Source organism: Streptomyces sp. NPDC043685 (assembly GCF_056436585.1).
In genome coordinates, this window is record NZ_JBWKCH010000003.1 from 745,096 (window position 1) to 767,414 (window position 22,319).

The 22,319-nt window shown below is 74.8% G+C and carries 5 protein-coding genes; all 5 read left to right on the plus strand.

Annotated elements, in window-relative coordinates; translation table 11 throughout:
* The 5 genes from AC0665_RS12530 to AC0665_RS12550 all read left to right on the plus strand — a co-directional run bounded on the left by AC0665_RS12530 (position 1) and on the right by AC0665_RS12550 (position 22,035).
* On the plus strand, positions 1–19,914 hold the full coding sequence (locus AC0665_RS12530; RefSeq protein WP_478704961.1) for a non-ribosomal peptide synthase/polyketide synthase: 19,914 nt from the start codon (positions 1–3) through the stop codon (positions 19,912–19,914).
* Between the two features lie 95 nt (positions 19,915–20,009).
* Entirely contained in the window at positions 20,010–20,213 is a 204-nt protein-coding gene (locus AC0665_RS12535; protein WP_468404453.1) for an MbtH family protein, read from the plus strand.
* Positions 20,214–20,315: 102 nt separating this feature from the next.
* Entirely contained in the window at positions 20,316–20,828 is a 513-nt protein-coding gene (locus AC0665_RS12540; RefSeq protein WP_468404455.1) for a GNAT family N-acetyltransferase, read from the plus strand.
* A 357-nt stretch (positions 20,829–21,185) separates the two neighbouring features.
* Entirely contained in the window at positions 21,186–21,395 is a 210-nt protein-coding gene (locus tag AC0665_RS12545) for a DUF6243 family protein (RefSeq protein WP_468404457.1), read from the plus strand.
* Between the two features lie 436 nt (positions 21,396–21,831).
* The gene (locus AC0665_RS12550; RefSeq protein WP_023586116.1) at positions 21,832–22,035 is read left to right on the plus strand and encodes a cold-shock protein; all 204 of its coding nucleotides are present in this window, start codon (positions 21,832–21,834) and stop codon (positions 22,033–22,035) included.
* Positions 22,036–22,319 lie beyond the last annotated feature (284 nt).

Consider the following 22,319-nt stretch of genomic DNA (forward strand, 5'->3'; position numbering starts at 1 on the left):
ATGACGTCTTCGAAGCGAAACCGTGCCGAGGCCCTCCCGCAGGACCTCCAGGAAGCACTCCGCCGCCGGCTGGCCGGACGGGCCGCCGCGGGCGCCCCCGGCGCGGCCCGGCAGGGCATCCCGCGCGCCGACCGCACCCGGCCGCTGCCGCTGTCCTTCGCCCAGCAGCGCCTGTGGTTCCTGGACCGGCTGCGCCCCGGCGACCCGCGCTACAACAGCGCCGTGGCGCTGCGCCTGACCGGTGCCCTCGACCGCACCGCCCTGTCCGCCGCGCTGGAGCACGTGGTGGGGCGGCACGAGGCGCTGCGCACCACGTTCCAGGAGCACGACGGAACCCCCGCGCAGACCGTCCACCCCGCCGGGCCCCTACCGATGCCCGTGCACGACCTCACGGGTGCGGCCGGCGCCGACCTGGAGGCGGCCCTGCTGGCCGAGTACGAGCGGCCCTTCGACCTGGAGGCCGGGCCACTGCTGCGCGCCCTGCTCCTGCGGGAGGCACCCGACGCGCACGTCCTGCTGCTGACGGCCCATCACATCGTCACCGACGGCTGGTCCATGGGCGTCGTGCTCGACGAGCTGTGCACCGCCTACGACGCCCTCGCCCAGGGCACGAGCCCTGCCCCGGCGCCGGTGGCCACGCAGTATCCGGACTTCGCCGTCTGGCAGCGCGAGCAGCTGTCCGGCACCCGGCTGGAGCGTCAGCTGGCGCACTGGAAGGAGAGACTGTCAGGAGCGGTCGCCCCCGAACTCCCGCTGGACCGGCCGCGCCGCGCAGAGGAGTCCGGCGCGGGCGCGGTGCACACCTTCACCGTCCCGGCGGCCACCACGGCCCGGCTGAAGCAGCTCGCGGCCGAGCAGCACACGACCTTGTTCACCGCCCTGGTCGCCGCCTGCCAGACCCTGCTGGCCCGCTGGTCCGGACAGGACGACATCACCGTCGGCTCGCTCACCCCCGGGCGCGGACGCACCGACCTGGAGCGGGCCGTCGGGTTCTTCGTCAACACCGTCGCCCTGCGCACCCGCGTCGAGACGAGCGGCACCTTCCGGGACCTGCTCACCTCCGCCGCCGACACCGTCAACGACGCCTTCGCGCACGCCGACACGCCGTTCGAGCGGCTGGTGGAGGCCGTCGGCGCCACCCGCGAGGCGGGCCGCAACCCCCTGTTCGACGTGATGGTCCTGCTGCACCCGGCGCCGCCCACCGCGCCCGACCCGCACGGCCTGACCGCCTCCCCGGTCGCCGTGCCCCGGCGGGCCGCCACCTTCGACCTGAGCGTGGAGTTCGTGCCCGACGGCGACGGGCTGACCGGCTTGCTGGAGTACCGCACCGACCTGTTCGACGCGGCCACCGCCGAGCGCATGGCGGACCAGTTGCTGCGCACCCTGGACGGCGCCGCCGCCGGCCCCGACCGGCCGCTCGGCGCCCTGCCCCTGCTCTCGCCCGAGCAGGAGCGGCAGGTGACGCGGGAATGGAACGCCACCGCGCGCCCGGTGCCCGAGGAGACCCTGCCCGAGCTGTTCGCCCGGCAGGCGGCCCGCACCCCGCACGCCACCGCCCTCGTCGCCGGCGACGTACGCCTGGACTACGCGACGCTCGACGCGCGCGCCGACCGCCTGGCCCGCCACCTGGTGGCGCGGGGAGCCGGACCCGAGCGCCTGGTCGCCCTGCGACTGCCGCGCACCGCCGACATGATCGTGGCGATCCTCGCCGTCTGGAAGGCCGGCGCCGGCTACCTGCCCCTCGACCCGGCGCTGCCCGAGGACCGGGTGCGGTTCCTGCTGGAGGACGCGCGGCCCGCGCTCGTCCTCGACGAGGCCGCCCTGCGGGAGGCCGACGACACCACCGATGGTCCGCTCGCCCCGCCGCACCCCGACACCACCGCCTACGTCATCTACACCTCCGGCTCCACCGGCCGCCCCAAGGGCGTGACCGTGACCCACCGGTCCGCGGCGAACCTCCTGGCGGGCCACCGCGAAGGGTTCGTCGCCGAGGCCGGCGGCGGGCCGCTGAACGTGGCGCTCACGGCGTCGTTCTCCTTCGACACCTCGCTCGAAGGCGTGCTGCTGATGGCCGACGGCCACCCGCTGCACCTGGTCGACGAGGCGACCCGCCTGGACGCCGCCGCCCTGGTCGAGTACGTCGTCGAGCACCGCGTCGACTTCCTCGACCTCACCCCCACCTACCTGCGCCAGCTGCTGCCCGCCGGACTGCTCGACGACCCACGCCACCACCCGCGCGTCCTCATGCTCGGCGGCGAGGCCGTCGGACCCGCCCTGTGGCGGGAACTGGCGGCGCGGCGGGACGTGGCCGCCTACAACTTCTACGGGCCCACCGAGTGCACCGTCGACGCGCTGGCCTGCCGCATCGAGGGCGAGGGCCGGCCGACCGTGGGCCGGCCGCTGCCCAACGTGCGCGCCTACGTCCTCGACGACCGGCTGCGGCCCGTGCCGCCCGGCGTCGGCGGCGAGCTGTACCTGGCCGGTGTGCAACTGGCCCGTGGCTACAGCGGGCGGCCGGGACTGACGGCCGCTCGGTTCCTGCCCGACCCGTTCGGCCCGCCCGGCACCCGCATGTACCGCACCGGAGACCTGGCCCGCTGGAGCGCCGACGGACGCCTGGACTACCTGGGGCGCGCCGACGACCAGGTCAAGGTGCGCGGCCACCGCATCGAGCCCGGCGAGGTCGAGGCGGCCCTGACCGACCTGCCCGAGGTCGCCGCCGCCGCGGTCGTCGCCGTCACCGACCCGCACGGCCACGTCCGGCTCGCCGCCCACCTCGTTCCCGCCGACCCCGACGCGCCGCCCGCCGCGGGCGACGTACGGTCCGCCGTACGGCGGGTGCTGCCCGACCACATGGTGCCGTCCTCCTTCACCGCGCTCGACGCCCTGCCCATGACCGTCAGCGGCAAGGTCGACCGGCGTGCCCTGCCCGCCCCCGACTTCGAAGGTGCCGAGCGGGAGCGGGAGTTCGTCGCCCCGCGCACCCCCGAGGAGGAGACCCTCGCCGACATCTGGGCCGAGGTGCTGGGCGCGCGCCGGGTCGGCGTGACCGACAACTTCTTCGAGCTGGGCGGCGACTCCATCCTCAGCATCCAGGCCGTCTCCCGCGCCCGCGCGGCGGGGCTGCACCTGACCTCGCGGGACGTCTTCCGCCACCAGACCGTCGCCGACCTCGCCGCCGCCGCGTCCGTGCGCACGGCGCAGGTGCCCGCGCCCCGCCGCGCCGCCGAGCGGGGCCCGGCGCCGCTGACCCCCGTGCAGGAGTGGTTCCTCGCCACCCACGGCCCGCTGCGGCACTTCACCATGTCGATGCTGCTGGATTTGCCGCACGACCTCGACGCCCCGGCGCTGGAGCGTGCCCTGGAGGCGCTGGCCGCCCACCACCCGGCGCTGCGCACCCGCTTCGCCCGCTCCGGGGACACCTGGCTCCAGCACCCCGGCGAGGGCCCGGCCACCGGCCTGCTCACCCGCCACGACCTCTCCGACGCCGCCGACCCGGCGGCCGAGCGCGAACGCGCCGCCGGGACCGCCCGTGCCGCGATCGACCCGGCAACCGGCGCCCTGCTGCGTGCCGCCCTGTTCACCCGTACCGGCGAGCGCCCCCAACTCTTCGTCACCGCACACCACTTGGCGGTGGACAGCGTCTCCTGGCGGATCCTGCTCGCCGACCTCGCCGAGGCCTACCGGCAGGCCGCCGGGGGAGAGGCGGTCCGGCTGGAGCCCGTCGCCACGCCGTTCACCGACTGGGCCGCGGACCTCGCGCGCCGGGTGAGCGAGGGCGGCCTCGACGCCGACCTGCCGCACTGGACGGCCGAGGCCGCCGAGCCCCGCACTCCGCTGCCCGTGGACCGCCCCGGCACCCCGCTGGCCGGCTCGGTCCGCACCCTCGACACCCGTGTGGACCGCGCCACCACCGAGGCGCTGCTGCGCCGGGTGCCCGCCGTCTACCGCACCCAGGTCAACGACGTGCTGCTCGGCGCGCTCGGCCGGGTCCTCGCCGACTGGACGGGCGGCGAGCGCGTGACCGTCCTGCTGGAGGGTCACGGCCGCGAGGACGACACGCTGGACCTGTCCCGCACGGTCGGCTGGTTCACCGCCCAGTACCCCGTCACCCTCGCGCCCGCCGGACCGTCCGGGGCGCCCGACTGGGGCGCCACCCTCAAGGCGGTGAAGGAACGGCTGCGGTCCGTGCCCCGGCACGGCCTGAGCCACGAGGCCCTGGCCCGCCTCGGTTCGCCCGACCCGGCCGCCCGCGCCCTGCGGGACGTGCCGCTGCCGCAGATCAGCTTCAACTACCACGGCCAGTGGGAGGCCACCGACGGCGGCGACTTCGCCCCGGCGGGCGAGGCACCCGGCCGCGACATCGCTCCGGACACACCGCTGGACCACCTGCTGGACGTCTCCGCCGTGGTCACCGACGGCGAACTGCGGATCACCTGGCATTACAGCGACCAGGTGCACGACGAGGACACCGTCCGCGCCCTCGCCGACGGCATGACCGGCGCGCTCGCCGCGATCACCGAGCACTGCGCCCGGCCCGGCGCGGGCGGCCGCACTCCCTCCGACTTCCCGCTGGCCCGCCTCGACCAGGACCGCTTGGACCGGCTGGTCGGCGACGGCCGGGCCGTGGAGGACGTCCTGCCGCTGACCCCACTGCAAGAGGGCATGCTCTTCCACCGGCTGGTCGGCGGCCCCGACGACGTCTACGTCGACCAGGCGGGCCTGCTCCTGGACGGCGTCGCCGACCCGCACGCGTTCGCCGTCGCCTGGCAGCGCGTCACCGACCGCACACCCGCCCTGCGCACCTGCGTCGTCTGGGAGGACGTGCCCGTACCCCTCCAGGTCGTGCGCCGTGACGTGCGGGTGCCGGTCACACATCTCGACTGGCGCGACCTGGACGAGGCGGACCGCGCCGAACGCCTGGACCGGCTGCGTGCCGACGACCTGGCCCGGGGCATCGACCTCGCCGCCGCGCCCCTGCTGCGGCTGGCCATGGTCCGGCTGCCGGATGCCCGGCTGCACCTGCTGTGGACCTCCCACCACCTGATCCTGGACGGCTGGAGCCTGGCCCAGGTGCTGACCGAGGTGTGCGAGGAGTACGCGGCGCTCACCGCGGGCACCGAGCTCCGGCCGCCGCTGCGGCGCCCCTTCGGCGACTACGTGCGCTGGCTGGCCGACCAGGATCCCGACGCCGCGCGCGCCCACTGGCAGGGCGTCCTCGCCGCGTTCGCCGAACCCACCCCGCTGCCCACCGACCGCCCCCTGCGCGAAGCCCACCAGGCCCGTTCCGCGGAGGTGCACACGGCCGGTCTGGACGCGGAGGCGTCGGCCCGTCTCGTGCGCACCGCCCGTGCGGCCGGACTCACCCTCAACACGGTCGTCCAGGGCGCCTGGGCCCTGCTGCTGGCCCGCTACGCCGCCCAGGACGACGTGGTGTTCGGCACGACCGTCTCCGGGCGGCCCGACGACCTGCCCGGCGTCGAGTCGATGGTCGGCATGTTCATCAACACCGTGCCCACCCGGGTCCGCGTCGACGCCGGGCGTCCCGCCGGGACCTGGCTGCGTGAACTCCAGGACGCCCAGGCCGAGTCGAGGCGGTTCGCGGCCGTATCGCTCGCCGAGCTGACCCAGCTGAGCGACGTGCCGTCCGGCAGTCCGCTCTTCCACAGCATGGTCGCCTTCGAGAACTACCCCTTCGACGAGGCCCGCACGGCCGGGTCCGGGATCCGGCTGGCCGAGGTGACCTCCCGCGACGCCACCAACTACCCGCTCGTCCTGCGCGCCTACCACGGCGAGCGACTCGGCTTCGACCTCGCCTACGACCCGGACCTGTTCGACGCGGCGACCGTCCGCGCCCTCGCCGGCCGGCTGTGCCTGCTCCTCACCGGGCTGGCCGACGGCACCGACCGGCCGCTGCGCGCCCTGACGTGGACGACGGCCGAGGAACGGCGCCGGATCCTCACGGACTGGAACGGCACCGAGTCCGGCCGCCCCGCCGAGACACTGGTGGACCTGTTCGAGGCGCAGGCCGCCCGCACCCCCGACGCCATCGCCGTCACCTGCGGAACCGAGCACCTGGACTACGCGACCCTCGACGCCCGCGCCGGCCGGCTCGCCCACCGGCTCGCCGAACTCGGCGCCGAACCCGAGCGGTTCGTGGCCCTCGCCCTGCCCCGCTCCACCGACCAGGTCGTCGCGATGCTCGCCGTGCTGAAGTCCGGCGCGGCCTACCTGCCGATCGACCCGAACTCGCCCGCCGAACGCATCGCCCACCTCGTCACCGACGCCACCCCGGTGACCCTGGTGACCACCCGTGACACCGCGGCCCGCCTCGACGGCACCGGTGTGCCCGTCGTCCTGCTCGACGACCCGGACGTGGAGGCCGACCTCGCCCGGCGCCCGGCCACAGGACCCGACCCGGCCCGCCGCCCCCTGCCGGAGAGCCCCGCCTACGCCATCTACACCTCCGGCTCCACCGGCCGCCCCAAGGGCGTGGTGATCCCGCACGCCAACGTGGTGCGGCTGTTCACCCGCACCCGACCCTGGTTCGCGTTCGGCCCGGACGACGTGTGGACGCTGTTCCACTCCTACGCGTTCGACTTCTCCGTGTGGGAACTGTGGGGCCCGCTCCTGCACGGCGGCCGGCTCGTCGTCGTACCCGACGGGACCGCCCGCTCCCCGGAGGACTTCCTGCGGCTGCTGGCCGACGAAGGGGTCACCGTCCTCAACCAGACGCCGTCCGCGTTCTACCCGCTCGTCCGCGCCGACGCCGAACACCCCGACACCAGTGCCCGCCTCGCCCTGCGCACCGTGATCTTCGGCGGTGAGGCCCTCGACGTCGGCCGGCTCACCGACTGGTGGGCCCGGCACCCGGCCGACGCGCCGCGCCTGGTGAACATGTACGGCATCACCGAGACCACCGTGCACGTCACCCACGCCCCGCTCGACCCCGCCACCGCCGCGCACGGCCCCGCCAGCCCCATCGGCGTCGCCATACCCGACCTCCGGGTGTACGTGCTGGACGCCGACCTGGCACCCCTGCCGCCGGGCGCGACCGGTGAACTGTACGTGGCGGGGGAGGGCCTGGCCCGCGGCTACCTGGGCCGCCCCGGCCTGACCGCGACCCGGTTCCTCGCCGACCCGTTCGGCCCGGCCGGCAGCCGCATGTACCGCACGGGCGACCGGGCGAAGTGGCGGCCCGACGGCACCCTGGAGTACCTGGGCCGCGCGGACGCCCAGGTGAAGATCCGCGGCTACCGCATCGAGCCCGGCGAGATCGAGGCCGCCCTGCACGCCCACCCCGGGGTCGCCGACGCCGCCGTCGGCGTGTTCGAGGACGCCTCCGGCACCCGCCGTCTGGTGGCGCACGTCGTCGGCACCGGCGGCGCCACACCCCCGGCGGCCGAGCTGCGCGCCCACCTGGAACGGCTGCTGCCGTCCCACATGGTGCCCGCCGCCTACGTCCCGATGGACGCCCTCCCGCTCACCGTCAACGGCAAGCTCGACCGGCGGGCCCTGCCCGCCCCCACGGCGGACGGCTACGCCGCCGACACCGAACGGACCGCACCGCGCACCCCCGCCGAACAGGCCGTCGCCGCCGCCTGGTCGGACGTCCTCGGGGTCGAGGAGGTGTACGCCGGGGACGACTTCTTCGCGCTCGGCGGCGACTCCATCCTCGCCGTCCGTGTCACCGCCCGGCTGCGCGCCGCGTTCGGGCCCGACGTCTCCCCGCGCCTGCTGTTCACCCACAGCACGCTGTCCGCGCTCGCCGCCGAACTGGGCGAACCGGCCGGCGAGCCCTCCGCGCCGCCCGCCGACGCGATCCCGGCGACCGCCCCGCAGACCCCGGCGCCCCTGTCGTACGCCCAGCAACGCCTGTGGTTCCTCGACCGGTTCGAGCCCGGCAGCACCGACTACACGACGCTGTCCGTGCTGCGCCTGCGCGGCCCGCTCGACGAGCGGGCCCTGCGCACCGCCCTGGACGGACTCGTCGCCCGCCACGAGGCCCTGCGCACCACCTTCACCGAACAGGACGGGCAGCCCCGGCAGGTGGTGCACCCACCGCACCCGGCCGCCCTAACCGTGGACGACCTCACCGCCGCCCCCGATCCGCGCGCCGCACTGGACGAGCTGCTGGAGCGCGAGGCCGCCACGCCCTTCGACCTGGCGACCGGACCCCTGCTGCGCGCCCGCCTGGCCCGCACCGCGCACGACGAGCACGTGCTGGCCCTCGCCGTGCACCACATCGTCACCGACGGCTGGTCGCTCGGCGTCCTCGGCCGGGACCTGGGCGAGCTGTACGCGGCCGCCACCGAGGGCCGCCACCCCGAACTCCCCGGCCTGCCCGTGCGGTACGCCGACCACGCCACCTGGCAGCGCGCCCGCACCGACCAGGTAGAGCGCCAACTCGCCCACTGGCGCGAGAAGCTGGCCGGCGTGCCGCCCCTGGAGCTGCCGACCGACCGGCCGCGTCCTGCCGTACGCACCCGCGACGGCGCGCTCGTGACCTTCACCCTGCCCGCCGAGTTGACCGACCGGCTGCGCGAGCGGGGCCGGGAGGCCGACGCCACCCTCTACATGACCCTGCTCACCGCGTGCACGGTCCTGCTGTCCCGCTGGGCCGACCAGGACGACTTCGCCGTCGGCACCGTCACCGCGGGCCGTGAGCGGTCCGAACTGCACGATGTCGTCGGCATGTTCGTGAACACGCTGGTGCTGCGCAACGAGGTGCGGCCCGGCACGTCGTTCCGCGCGCTCCTCGAGCAGGTGCGCGGCACCGTCCTGGACGCGTTCGCCCACCAGGACGTGCCCTTCGAACGGCTGGTGGACGCCCTCCAGCCCGAGCGGGACACCAGCCGCACCCCCCTGTTCCAGGTCATGGTCGCCCTGCACAACCTGGGCGCCGAAGCACCCGCGCTGCCGGGCCTGGACGCCGAACCGGTGCTGCCGCCGGTCCGGCACGCCACCGTCGACCTGGCCTTCGACTTCGTGGAGGGCGACGGCGGCGTCACCGGCCACCTGGAGTACAACACCGGCCTGTTCGACGAGGACACCGTGCGCCGCCTGGCCGCCCGCCTGCGGTTGCTGCTGGAAGCGGCGGTGCGGGACCCGGACCGCGACGTACGGGCACTGGAGCTGATGGCCGCCGACGAACGGCGGCGGGTGCTGCACGACGGCCAGGGACCGCTCCTGACCGTCCCGGACACCACCTTCCCCGCCCTGTTCGAGGCGCAGGCCGCCCGCACCCCGCACGCCACCGCCCTGGTGGCCCGGGACGCCACCCTCGACTTCGCCGCCCTGAACGAGCGCGCGAACCGGCTCGCCCACCACCTGGTGGCCCTGGGCGCCGGCCCCGAGCGGGTGGTCGCCGTCCGGCTGCCGCGCACCTCCGAGCTGATGGTCGCGGTCCTCGCCGTGGCCAAGGCCGGCGCCACCCTGCTCTACCTCGACCCCGACCTGCCCGCCGAACGCGCCGCCGGGCTCCTGGCGGACGCCGCCCCGCACACCGTGCTCACCGCCGACACGCTGCGCGCCGCTCCCTGGGACCGGCTGCCCGGCCACAACCCGACCGACAGCGACCGCCCGGCCCCCCTGCGCCCGGACCACGCCGCCTACATCGTCTACACCTCAGGCTCCACCGGCCGCCCCAAGGGCGTCGTCGTGGAACACCGCCAGCTGGTCAACCTCTGCCACGACCACCGCGCAGGGCTCGTCGCCCCGCACACCGCGGACGGAGTGCGGCTGCGCGCCGCGCTCAGCGCCTCGTTCTCCTTCGACACCTCCTGGGAGGGGCCGCTGCTGCTCGCCCTCGGCCAGGAGGTCCACCTCGTCGACGACGACGTACGCCTGGACCCCGAGGCGTTCTGCGCGCAGGTCACCGAGCGGCGCCTCGACCTGGTCAACGTCACCCCGTCGTTCCTGCGCGAACTGCTCGCCGCGGGACTCCTCGCACCGGGCCGCCACCACCCCCGCGTCCTCCTCGTCGGCGGCGAGGCGACGGGCCCCGACACCTGGCGCGAACTGTCCGCTGCCGCACAACTCGGCGTCACCGCCTACAACATGTACGGCCCCACCGAGTGCACCGTCGACGCCACCTACGGCCGCGTCACCGACCGCCCGGAAAGGCCGGTCATCGGACGCCCCGGCGCCAACCTGCGCGCCTACGTCCTCGACGGCGCCCTGCGCCCGGTGCCGCCCGGCACGCCCGGCGAGCTGTACCTCGCCGGTGCGCAGGTCGCCCGCGGCTACCTGAACCGCCCCGGGCTGACCGCGACGCGGTTCCTCGCCGACCCGTTCGGCGCGCCGGGGGAGCGGATGTACCGCACCGGGGACCGCGCCCGCCGCGACGAAGAGGGAGTGCTGGAGTTCCTCGGCCGCGCCGACGAACAGATCAAGATCCGCGGGTTCCGCATCGAGCCCGGTGAGGTCGAGGCCGCGCTGCTCGCCCACCCGGACGTCACCGACGCCGTCGTCACGGCACGCGAGCACGCGGGCCGGCTGATGCTCGTGGCGTACCTGGTGCCCGTCGGGGACACCGCCCCGTCCGCCGACGAACTGCGCCTCGCGCTGCGCCGCACCCTGCCGGACCACATGGTGCCGGCGGCGTTCGTGCCGCTGACCCGGATCCCGCGCACCACCAGCGGCAAGACCGACCGGCGCGCCCTGCCCGCCCCGCCCGTGCAGCCCGACACCACCGCCGTCTACGTGGCACCTCGCCCCGGCACCGAACAGACACTGGCCACGATCTGGGCCGACGTCCTGCGCGTCGAACGGGTGGGCGCGCGCGACAACTTCTTCGCGCTCGGCGGCGACTCGATCCTCAGCATCCAGATCGTCTCCCGGGCCCGCCAGGCCGGACTCGCCCTGACCACCAAGGACGTCTTCCGCCACCAGACGGTCGCCGAACTCGCCCTGCGGGTCACCGAGTCGGCGCCGGTCACCACCGACACGACCGCCCCCGCCGAGGCGCCGCTCACCCCCATCCAGCACTGGTACCTCGACGACCGCAGCCCCGGCGACCCACTGCGCTTCACCATGTCGCAGCGCCTCGAACTCGCCCCCGGCACCGACCTGATGGTGCTGCGCACCGCCGTGGACGCCCTCGTACGCCACCACCCGGCGTTGCGCACCCGCTTCCGCCGCCACGAGGACGGCTGGCGTCAGGAGGTCCTGCCCGGCGTCCCGGACGGCACCGTCACCCGGCACGACGTGACCGGCTTCGACGGCCCCGCCCTGGAGACCGAGGCGGCCCGCCTAGCGGACGAGGCCCGCGCCGCCCTCGACCCCACCGAGGGCCGGGTGGTACGCGTCCTGCTCCTCGACCGCGGCCCGCACGCACCCGCCCAACTGCTGTTCCTCGTGCACCACTTGGCCGTCGACGGCGTCTCCTGGCGCATCCTGCTGGCCGACCTGGAGACCGCCCACCGGCAGGCCGCCGCCGGACACCCCGTCGAGCTGCCCCCGGCCACCACCGCGTACGGCCACTGGGCGGCCCGCCTGGAGGCCCACACCCGCTCCGGCGCCCTCGACGGCGACCTCGACCACTGGCGGCGCACCGCCGAGGCCCCCGCCGACCTGCCCGCGGGCCGGTCCGGCCCCAACACCCATGGCACCGCCGCCACGGTCACCGTGGAACTGGAGCCGGAGATCACCGAGGCCCTGCTGCGGCAGGTCCCGGAGGTCTACCGCACCCAGGTCAACGACGTCCTGCTCAGCGCCCTCGGCCGCACCCTGGCCCGCTGGTGCGGACGCGACAGCGTGCTGGTCGGCGTCGAGGGCCACGGCCGCGAGGACCTCTTCGACGACCTGGACCTGTCCCGGACGGTCGGCTGGTTCACCGCCGAGTTCCCCCTCGCGCTGACCGTCACCCCCGACGCCGGCTGGCACGACACCCTGCGCTCGGTCAAGGAGCAGCTGCGCGCGGTGCCCCTGCACGGGCTGAGCCACGGCGCGCTGCGCCACCTGCTGCCCGACAGCCCCCTGGCCGGCGCCCCGGCGCCCCGGGTCGGCTTCAACTACCACGGCCAGTGGGACGCCGACGGCGGTGGCAGCGGCCTGTACGGCGCGGCCCTGCCCCCGGCCGGCTCGGACACCGACCCCGACGCCCCCCGGCCCTACCTGCTGGACATCACCGGCGTGGTGCAGGGCGGCCGGCTCGAACTCGGCTGGACCTACCCGCCGGCCGTCTACGACGAGTCCACCGTCCGCGCGCTCGCCGAGGAGATGTGCGCGGCGCTGCGCGAGATCGCGGCCCACTGCGCCCGCCCGGACGCGGGTGGCCGCACCCCGTCCGACTTCCCGCTGGCCGGGCTCGCCCAGAGCGAGCTGGACCGCCTGGTGGGCGACGGACGGCACGTGACCGACGTGCTGCCGCTGACACCGCTGCAGGCCGGCATGCTCTTCCACGGCCTGGTGGACACCGAGGGCGCCTACTCCGACCGCGTGGCCGTGCGCCTGTCCGGGGTGAGCGACCCGCAGGGCTTCGCCGCCGCCTGGCAAGAGGTCGCCGACCGTACCGAGGCCCTGCGCACCAGTGTCCACTGGCAGGGCCTGCCGCACCCGGTGCAGGTCGTGCACCGGCGCGTGGAACTGCCCGTCACCCACCTGGACTGGCGGCGCCTCACGCCCGAGGAGCGCGAGGCGGCCACCGGGGAACTCCTGGCCGCCGACCGGGCCGCGGGCATGGACCTGACCACCGCACCGCTCACCCGCGTCACCCTGGCCGCGCTGTCCGACGATGAGGTCCTGCTGCTGTGGTCCTCGCACCACCTGATCCTGGACGGCTGGAGCACCGGACAGCTCCTCACCGAGGTGTGCGAGCGCTACGCCGCCCTCACCGGCGGCCGGGAGGCCCCCGCACCGGTCAGGCGCCCGTTCGCCGACTTCCTGCGCTGGCTGCACGACCAGGACGAGACCGCCGCCGAGGCCCACTGGGCCGAGACCCTCGCCGGGTTCACGGACCGCACCCCGCTGCCGTACGACCGCACGCCGGCCGAGGAGCACCGCGCCCGCGCCGCAGCCCTGACCCACCGGCGGCTGGACGAGGACCTGTCGGCGCGGCTGCGGCAGAGCGCCGCCCGGGCCGGGCTCACGGTGAACACCGTGATCGAGGGCGCCTGGGCGCTGCTCCTCGCCCGTCACAGCGGCCGCGACGACGTCGTGTTCGGCACCACCGTCTCCGGACGCCCCGCCGAACTGCCCGGCGTGGAGTCGATGATCGGCATGTTCATCAACACCGTGCCCACCCGCATCAGCGTCGCGGGCGGGGGAGCGGTGGCCTGGCTGCGCGCGGTGCAGGAGCGCCAGAGCGACACCCGGCGCTTCGACTTCCTCGCCCTGCCCCGCATCCAGGCGCTGAGCGAGACACCGCCCGGCGAGCCGCTGTTCGACAGCATGGTGGTGTTCGAGAACTACCCCGTCGACGAGTCCGCCACGGCCCGCACGGGCGTACAGGTCGAGGAGGTGCGCGCCGAGGACGCGCCCACCTTCCCGCTGTGCCTGCGCGCCCACCTCGGCGACCGGCTCGGCCTCGACCTCGCCTATGACGACGGCCTCTTCGACGCGGACACCGCCGACCGCCTCGCGGACCGGCTCACGGTCGTCCTGCGCGCCCTCGCCGACGCCCTGGAGACCGACGCGGACGTCACCGGCCTGGAAGCGCTGACCGAGGACGACCGCGCCGTGCTGGACCGGTGGAACACCGCCGTCCGCCCGGCGGAGCCGCGCAGCCCCGTCGACCTGTTCGCCGAGCAGGTCCGCCGCACCCCCGACGCACCCGCGCTGCGCGACGGCGACACGGAGCTGACGTACCGTCAATTGGACGCCTGGTCCGACGCGGTGGCCTCCCGGCTCCTCGCCGGCGGACTGCGGGCCGAGGACCGGGTGGCCCTGCTCATGGACCGCGGTGCCGCACTCGTCGTCGCCCAGCTCGCGGTCCTCAAGGCGGGCGGCGCCTACGTGCCCGTGGACGCCCGCGCCCCCGAGGACCGGCGCCGCACCCTGATCGAACGCGCGGGCGTGGCAACCGAGTTGACCGCCGAGGACGTCACCGCCGCGCGCGCTCCCGTGCCGGGCGCACCCGTCGCCGCACCGGCGGACCCCGACCGGCTCGCCTACGTGATGTTCACCTCCGGGTCGACCGGCGAACCGAAGGCCGTCGCCGTACGCCACCGTGACGTGGCGGCCCTCGCCACCGACAGCCGTTTCACCGGCGGCGTGTGCGAACGGGTGCTGCTGCACTCCCCGGTGGCCTTCGACGCCGCCACCTTCGAGGTGTGGGCTCCGCTGCTCACCGGCGGCTGCGTCGTCGTGGCACCCTCGCGGCCGCTGGACGCCGCGCTGCTGCGGCGACTGGTCCGTGACAGCGGCCTGAGCGCGCTGTGGCTGACCGCCGGCCTGTTCCGGCTCCTCGCGCAGGACGCACCGGACTGCTTCACCGGCCTGCGCCAGGTGTGGACCGGCGGCGACGTCGTGCCCGCCGCGGCCGTACGCCGCGTCCTGGCCGCCTGCCCGGGCCTGGCCGTCGTGGACGGCTACGGCCCCACCGAGACGACGACGTTCGCCACGTCCTTCGCGCTCACCGACGCAGTCACCGTCCCCGACACCGTGCCCATCGGCCACCCGCTCGACGACATGCGCGTGCACGTCCTCGACGGCCGGCTGCGGCCCGTGCCGCCGGACTGCCCGGGCGAGTTGTACCTCGCCGGCGAAGGCGTGGCCCGCGGCTACCTGGGCCGCTCGGGCGACACCGCGGCCCGCTTCCTCGCCGACCCGGCCGGTCCGCCCGGCAGTCGTATGTACCGCACCGGCGACCTGGCCCGCCGACTCCCCGACGGCACCGTGGAGTTCCTCGGCCGCGCCGACGACCAGGTGAAGATCCGCGGCTTCCGCGTCGAACCCGGCGAGGTCGAGGCGGTCCTCGCCGCGCACCCCGCCGTCAGCGACGTGACGGTGCTGGCCCGCGAGGACCGGCCCGGCAGCCGCCGCCTGGTGGCCTACGTGGTCGGCACCGAAGACGTCACCGCCCTGAGGGAGTTCGCCCGGCGCTCCCTGCCGGACTACCTCGCGCCGTCGGCGTTCGTCGTCCTGCCCGCGCTGCCGCTCAGCCGCAACGGCAAGGTCGACCGGGCGGCTCTGCCCGCTCCGGAGCCCGCGGGCGGCGCGTCCGAGGGCACACCGGTCGAGCCGCGCACCGACGCGGAGCGCCGCACGGTGGAGGTCTTCGCCGACGTCCTGTCCGTGCCGCGCCCCGGCGTGCGGGACGATTTCTTCCAGCTGGGCGGCGACTCGATCCTGAGCATCCGGCTGGCCGTCCGCCTGTCCGAGGCGTTCGGCACCGAACTGTCCCCGCGAGCGGTGTTCACCCACCCGACCCCCGAGGCCCTCGCCGCCCTGCTCACCGAGGAACGCCCCGGCGACACCGCGCCCACGGCGATCGTCCCCGTCACCCGGGACACGCCCGCCCCCATGTCGTACGCCCAGCAACGCCTGTGGTTCCTGGAGGAGTTCGCGCCGGGCAGCGGCGAGTACGTCACCGCGCTGGCCCTGCGGCTGCGCGGCCGGCTCGACGTGCCCGCCCTCACCGCGGCGCTGCACGCGCTGGTGGAGCGGCACGAGGCGCTGCGTACCACCTTCGACGCGGTCGACGGCCACGGCGTGCAGATCGTCCACCCGGCCGGGGACGTGCCGCTGACCCTGCACGACCTGTCGGCGCTCCCGGACGGGGAACGCGACGCCCGGCTCGCGGAGCTGCTGGACGCCGAACGCGCCCGCACCTTCGACCTGCGGCGCGGCCCGCTCCTGCACACGGGCCTGCTCAGGCTCGCGGACGACGAGCACGTCCTGACGCTGACCCTGCACCACATCGTCACCGACGGCTGGTCCACCGGCGTGCTCACCGGCGACCTCGCCCACTTCTACCGGACCGAACTCGGCGCGGAGACGGGCACGTTGCCGCCGCTGCCGGTGCAGTACGCCGACTACGCGCACTGGCAGCGCGGGCGCGGCACCGACGACCACCTCGCGTACTGGAAGGAGCACCTGGCCGGGCTGGAGACGCTGGACCTGCCCACCGACCGGCCCCGCCCGGCGGTGCGCACCCACCCCGGCGCCTCCGTACGGCTCGTCCTGCCCCGCGACACGACCCGCCGCCTGGTCCGGGTGGGCCGGGACCGGCAGGCCACCCTGTTCACCACGCTGGTCGCCGCCGCCCAGGCCTACCTGGCCCGGCTGACCGGCGGCGAGGACATCACCATCGGCACGGTCACCTCCGGCCGTGACCGTGCCGAGGTCCAGCACCTCGTCGGGTTCTTCGTCAACACCCTCGTCCTGCGCTCCCGCGTCGAACCCGACCGCCCGTTCCCCGAGTTCCTCGACGAGGTCCGAGGGACCGTCCTGGACGCCTTCGCCCACCAGGAGGCCCCGTTCGAGCAGGTCGTCGACGAGGTGCAGCCGGTCCGGGACACCAGCCGCACCCCGCTGTTCCAGGTCATGGTGGTCCTCCAGAACGCCCCGGCCGCCGCCCTCGACCTGCCCGGCCTGGAGGCCGGCGACATCGACACCGAGCTGCGGCACGCCGCGTTCGACCTCACCCTGGAGTTCGCCGAGACCGGCACCGGCGAACTGCACGGCGTCCTCACCTACAACACCGACCTGTTCGACGCGGCCACCGCCGAACGCATGGCCGACCAGCTCGGCACCCTCCTGACCGCCGTAGCCGAGAACCCCGACCGGCCCCTGGGCGCCCTGCCGCTCGCCACCGACGAGACGCTCAAGGCCGTGCTCGACCAGGGCCGCGCCACCGCCCGCCCCGTCCCGGCGGCCACCCTGCCCGAGCTGTTCGAACGACAGGCCGCCCATACCCCCGACGCCGTCGCCCTGGCCGACGCCGACGGCCGGGAGCTGACGTACGCGCACGTGGAACGCGCCGCCAACCGGCTGGCCCACCACCTCATCGCCCGGGGCGTGGGACCCGAGCGGATCGTGGCGCTGGCCCTGCCCCGCAGCGCCGAGACGGTCGTGGCGCAGCTCGCCGTCACCAAGGCCGGCGGCGCCTTCCTGCCCGTCGACCCTGACTACCCGCAGCAGCGCCGGGAGTTCATGCTCCGCGACGCCGGCGCCCGGCTCGTCCTGGACGACCCCGCCGCCGTATGGGACGCCGACGGCCCGGACACCGCGCCCACGGACGCCGACCGCACGGCCCCGCTGACCGTCGACCACCCGGCGTACGTGATCTACACCTCCGGCTCCACCGGCACCCCCAAGGGCGTCACGGTGACACACCGCGGCCTCGCCGCCTTCGCCGCCTCGGCCGCCGACCGCTACGACGCGGGACCCGGCGACCGGGTCCTGCAGTTCGCCTCACCCAGCTTCGACGCCTCCGTGCTGGAACTGTGCGTGTCCCTGCTCAGCGGCGCGACCCTGCTCACCGGGGAGGAGGGCCCCCTCGTCGGCGAGCGCCTCGCCGAGGTCCTCGCCGGGCGGCGCGTCAGCCACACCTTGATTCCGCCCGCCGCCCTCGCGACGGTCGACCCGGGGACCGCCGAGGCCCTGCCGCACCTGCGCACCCTCATCGTCGGCGCCGAGGCCTGCCCCGCCCACCTCGTCGAACGGTGGGCCCCCGGCCGACGGATGATCAACTCGTACGGCCCGACCGAGGCGACCGTCGTCGCCACCTGGACCGGCCCGCTCACCCCGGGCACGGGCGCACCGCCCATCGGACGCCCGGCCGGCGCCACCCGCGTCCACGTCCTCGACGCCGCCCTGCGCCCCGTCCCGCCCGGCGTCACCGGCGACCTCTACGTGTCCGGACCCGGCCTGGCCCGCGGCTACCTCCACCGGCCCGGCCTGACCGCGTCCCGCTTCGTCGCCGACCCGTTCGGCGCCCCCGGGGGGCGCATGTACCGCACGGGCGACCGCGCCCGCTGGGACGCGAGCGGCGAACTCCGCTTCGCCGGACGCGCCGACGCCCAGCTCAAACTGCGCGGCTTCCGCATCGAACCCGGGGAGATCGAGAGCGCGCTGCGCGGCAGCCCGCTGGTGCGCGACGCGGTGGTCACCGTACGCGCCGGCGGCAGCGACCCGGACGGCCGCTCCGGCGCACGGCTGGTCGCCCACGTCGTCCCCGCCGACGGCACCCCGGAGACCCTGCCGGTCCCCGAGCTGCGCGACCACCTCGCCGGGCTGCTCCCGGCGCACATGATCCCCTCGGCGTTCGTGCCGCTGGCCCAGCTGCCGCTCACCCCGAACGGCAAGACCGACCGCAACGCGCTGCCCGAACCCGGGCCCGCCCACACCGCCACCGGGCCGCACACCCCGCCGCGCACCGACACCGAACGCCGCATCGCCCGCATCTGGTCCGACGTCCTCGGCGTGGCCGACGTCGGGGCGCACGACAACTTCTTCCACCTCGGCGGCGACTCCGTCCTCAGCATGCAGGTCGTCTCCCGGATGCGGCGCGACGGGCTGCACGTGACCACCCGCGACCTGTTCACCCACCAGACCGTCGCCGAGCTGGCCGGCGTCGTCACCACCGCACCCCGGCACTCCGGCGACGAGGCGGTGAGCGGGGAGGTGCCGCTCACCCCGATCCAGGAATGGTTCCTGACCGGCCCGCGCGCCAGCCACACCCACTTCAACCAGTCCCTGCTAGTGGAACTCGCCCCCGGCGCGGACGCCACCGCCCTCGAAACGGCCCTCAACGCCCTGCTCGACCACCACGACGCCCTGCGCATGCGGTTCACCGCGGGCCGGGACGGCTGGCGCCAGTACAACCCACCAGCGGCCGACACCGACCGCGACGGGCTCCTGACCCGTCACGACCTCGGCGGACTGACGTCCACGGATGCCGACGCGGCGATGGAGAAGGCCGCCGACGAGCTGCACACCGGCTTCGACCTCGCGCGTGGCCCGCTGCTGCGGGCGGCCCTGTTCACCGGCGCCGCCGACCGGCCCGACTTCCTCCTCCTGGTGGGCCACCACCTGGTCGTGGACGCCGTGTCCTGGCGCATCCTGCGCGACGATCTGGAGGCCGCCTACCGGCAGGCCGCCCAGGGCGAACCCGTGACCCTGGGCGAACGCACCACCTCCTTCCGCGACTGGGCCCGGGGCCTCGCCGCACACGTCGCCTCCGGCGCCCTGGACCACGAACTGCCCTACTGGGAACGCGCGGTGGACACCGAACCCCTCCCGGCCGAACCGGCGGCCGGCCCCGACACCGGCGCCGTCGGCACGCTCACCGTCGAACTGGACGAGGCGGACACCGAAGCACTGCTGCGCGCCGCGCCGACCGCCTACCGCACCCGCGTCAACGACGTGCTGCTCGCCGCCCTCGCCCTCGCCCTGGCCCGCTGGACCGGCCGCGAGGACGTCCGCCTGGACCTGGAGGGACACGGCCGTGAGGACGTCCTCGACGATGTCGACCTGACCCGCACGGTCGGCTGGTTCACCACCGTCCACCCCGTCGCCCTCCAGGTGCCCGAACCGGCCGACCTCGGCCCCGCCCGCGACTGGCGGACCCTGGTGAAGTCGGTGCGCCGCCAGCTGCGCGCCGTACCCGGCAACGGCCTCGGCTTCGGCGCGCTGCGCACCTTCGGCCCTCCCGAGGTGCGCGAGCGCCTGGGCCGCGCCGCCCACGGGCAGGTCGTCTTCAACTACCTCGGACAGTGGGACGCCCGCCCGGAGAACCCCGGGGACGGCCTCGTACGCGCCGAACACGGCTCGTTCGGCCGCCACCACGACCCGCGCGACAGCGGCTCCCACCCGCTGGAGATCGTCGGCGCCGTCCAGCGCGGCCGGCTGTCCTTCACCTGGCACCACCGGCCCGCCCTGCACGCCACCGACACCGTGCGCCAGGTCGCCGAGGATTTCGCCCACGCCCTGCGCCACATCGCCCACCACGCCCGCGACCGCCGATGACGCCCCGCCCCGTGGGCCGGGCCCCACCGCCGTCACCGCACGACCGACCCGAACCGACGTCACCCGTCACGAACAAAGAGAGCGAGCCGACAGACATGGACGAGAACACCCGCTACCAGGTGCTGCGCAACGACGAGGAGCAGTACTCGCTGTGGCCCGCCGGCATCGAGGTCCCCGCCGGCTGGCAGCCCGTGGGCAAGGAGGGCACCGAGGCCGAGTGCTCCGCCTACGTCGACGAGGTGTGGACCGACATGCGCCCGCGCAGCCTGCGTGAGCGCATGGAGAACGCCGAAGCCTGACCCGCCCACGCGCGGTCACGCGGGACCGGGCCGGGGCGCGCCTCACCGGCAGCGCGCCCCGGCCCGGTCCGCCCTTCTGCCCACCCATCTCACGGAGCCCTCATGACACCGGTCCTGCACACCGCACGACTCACCTTCCGCCCGTATCGTCCCGACGACGAGGACGCCTTCGTGGCCCTGCTGCGCGACGAGGAGGTCTGCCGCTGGATGGGCCAGGAACGCGTGCCCGAGGCGGACATCCGCACGTTGTTCCGCGCCATCCTGAAGGACGTCTACCCTCAGCGCCTGTTCGACGTGTGGGGCCTGTGGCAGGAGGACGTCTTCGTCGGGCACGCCGAGGTGAAGAAGACCGGGAACGTCGACGGGCACGAGCTGATCGCCGCCCTCGCACCCCCCTACTGGGGTCGCGGTCTCGGCACGGAAGCGGTCCACGGCCTGCTGCGCCACGCCGCCGACAACCTCGGGTTGAAGGAGGCCTACGGCATGGTGGGAGCCGACAACGCCGCCAGCCTGGCCTTGTGCCGCCGCCTGGGCTTCCGGCACGTACGGGACGTGACCGGCGACGACGGGAAGGTGACCAAGCTGATGGTGATCGCGACAACGGAAGCCGAATGACCCAGGAGGGCGTCTCAGCCGGCCCTCCAGGCGCTGCGCACGAGCGGTCCGCCCGCGGTGCCCGTGAGTCGCGGCAGGCCGCCGACGACGAGCGTGTTGCGGGAACGCGCCTGCACGGGTGGCCGCCGGGCGGATGGCGGTCGGGTAGAGCGGTCCCACCCGGCACCGGTCGACACGGGACGGCGGAAAAGCTGGTGTGCGGGGCCGGCGGAACCGGGTAACGTCTCGGTCATGTTCTTCCCGACGCCGATTTACGAGTGAGAGCGTGACGGGCCCCTGCTGATGTCCTCCGACGTCGCCGCGCCCGTCCCCCACCGATGAATCCGTAGATTACTTCACTTCATTCCGGGAGAACCCGTGAGCAAGAACATCAACAACCCCGTGGGCATGGGCGGCGGCAAGCGCAAGAGGCTGTCCCGCGCCGAACGGCAGAACAACGGTCCGCACCGCAACCTCGACCGCCAGGGTGCCGCCGAGCAGAAGGCCGAGCTGGTGCGCAAGATGCGCGAGAAGGCAGGCGCGGCCGAGGGCGCCGGTCAGACGGGCGACGACACCGCACAGAGCTGACGCACCGCCGCCGCAGGGCGGCACCGCACGGGGCAGGGCCCGGACCGCGACGCGCGGTCCGGGCCCTGCTGCCGTACGGGGCGCGGCCGGTCCCGCTCAGCTCTCGGCCGAGCCCCGCATCGTCCGGATCTGATGGATTCCCCGGGCGAAATCCACAATATCTGTTCCCCATGGATCAGTTTTGGAGGGCTGTGCAGCGGGAGTTTTTTGCCGCGAAGAGCGGAGTGGAATTCTTGAGCGTGCACGGGCCGTTCCGGCGTGCTACTGTCGATCTCAGTTGCAGTTGTGGTTCCCGAAACTTCAAGTGCCCCCGCCAGGCTTCTGCCGACCGGGAGCACTTTTGTATTTCCGGTCATTTCCGGGCGGGGTGATCATCGCGGCGACACGGCGTCCGCACGGTGCGGACGCCGATGCACTGCCCCAAAGGAGATATGACATGGCTGCTGGTACCGTGAAGTGGTTCAACGCGGAAAAGGGCTTCGGCTTCATCGAGCAGGACGGTGGCGGCGCCGATGTGTTCGCCCACTACTCGAACATCGCCGCGCAGGGCTTCCGTGAGCTGCTCGAGGGCCAGAAGGTGACCTTCGACATCGCGCAGGGCCAGAAGGGCCCGACGGCCGAGAACATCGTTCCTGCCTGACGCTCACGCACCATCTGTAGCTGGGGCCCGCATCCTCCGGGGTGCGGGCCCCAGCTGCACGCGTATCCCGCAGTGGTTTTCACCCGCGGGACGCCCGGAGAATAGCCGGCGCCCGGATCGCAAGGTCCCCCTCGCGTCACCCATTTCAGCACCTGCGCCCCTCCGGAAAAGATTTCGGTCGGCCAGATCTGCTGTCTCTTGTCACCGGTCCATACTTGTAATTCTCCGTGCCGTTCATCGCGGCGGGAATTCCTTGATATGCGCCACATCGAGGAAGGTTCCGC